The sequence below is a fragment of the Pseudomonas sp. A39 genome (genome assembly GCF_058145955.1).
Genome location: NZ_JBYVMD010000115.1, coordinates 1 through 1,058, shown reverse-complemented (window position 1 = coordinate 1,058; position 1,058 = coordinate 1). Strand labels below are relative to the sequence as shown.

Sequence of the window (1,058 nt, the reverse complement as noted above, 5' to 3'; positions counted from 1 at the left end):
ACCTTCCTGACCTTTATCGCGTTTCTCTGCGGTTCGGTGCTGGTGTGGATCGGCTACGACTACAGCCAGCAATACAGCACCTGGTTCAGTGTCACCGTGGGGATCCTCCTGGCCCTTGGCGCCCTCGGCGTGTTTATCGTGTTGCTGACCGAAGCCCACGAACTGGCGGAAGCGGTATGGACCCACAAGCGCCGGCGTGAATTCCTACCCGTGGAGGGAGATTCGGACTACCGCCCGAAAGTGTCGATCCATGTGCCGTGTTACAACGAGCCGCCGGAGATGGTCAAACAGACCCTCGACGCCTTGGCCGCCCTCGATTACCCGGATTACGAAGTCCTGATCATCGACAACAACACCAAGGACCCGGCCGTGTGGGAGCCGGTACGCGACTACTGCGAAACCCTCGGCCCGCGCTTCAAGTTCTTCCACGTCGCGCCGCTGGCGGGTTTCAAGGGTGGTGCACTGAACTACCTGATCCCGCACACCGCCAAGGACGCCGAAGTGATCGCGGTGATCGACTCGGATTACTGCGTGTCGCCGAACTGGCTCAAACACATGGTGCCGCACTTCGCCGACCCGAAAATCGCCGTGGTGCAGTCGCCGCAGGATTACCGCGACCAGAACGAAAGCACCTTCAAGAAGCTCTGCTACGCGGAATACAAAGGCTTCTTCCACATCGGCATGGTGACGCGCAACGACCGTGACGCGATCATCCAGCACGGCACCATGACCATGACCCGTCGCTCGGTGCTCGAAGAACTGGGCTGGGCCGACTGGTGCATCTGCGAAGATGCCGAACTGGGCCTACGCGTGTTCGAGAAAGGCCTGTCGGCGGCGTATTACCACGACAGCTACGGCAAGGGCCTGATGCCGGATACCTTTATCGACTTCAAGAAACAGCGTTTCCGCTGGGCCTACGGGGCGATCCAGATCATCAAGCGCCACACCGCGAGCCTGTTGCGTGGCAAGGGCACCGAGCTGACCCGTGGCCAGCGCTACCACTTCCTCGCGGGCTGGTTGCCGTGGGTGGCGGACGGCATGAACATCTTCTTCACCGT

Annotated in this window: 1 protein-coding gene; it reads left to right on the top strand. The window is 60.9% G+C overall.

The window, feature by feature from the left end; translation table 11 throughout:
• On the top strand, nucleotides 1-1,058 hold a 1,058-nt coding region (locus AC3ZU9_RS31430), incomplete at both ends, for a glycosyltransferase (protein WP_490091791.1).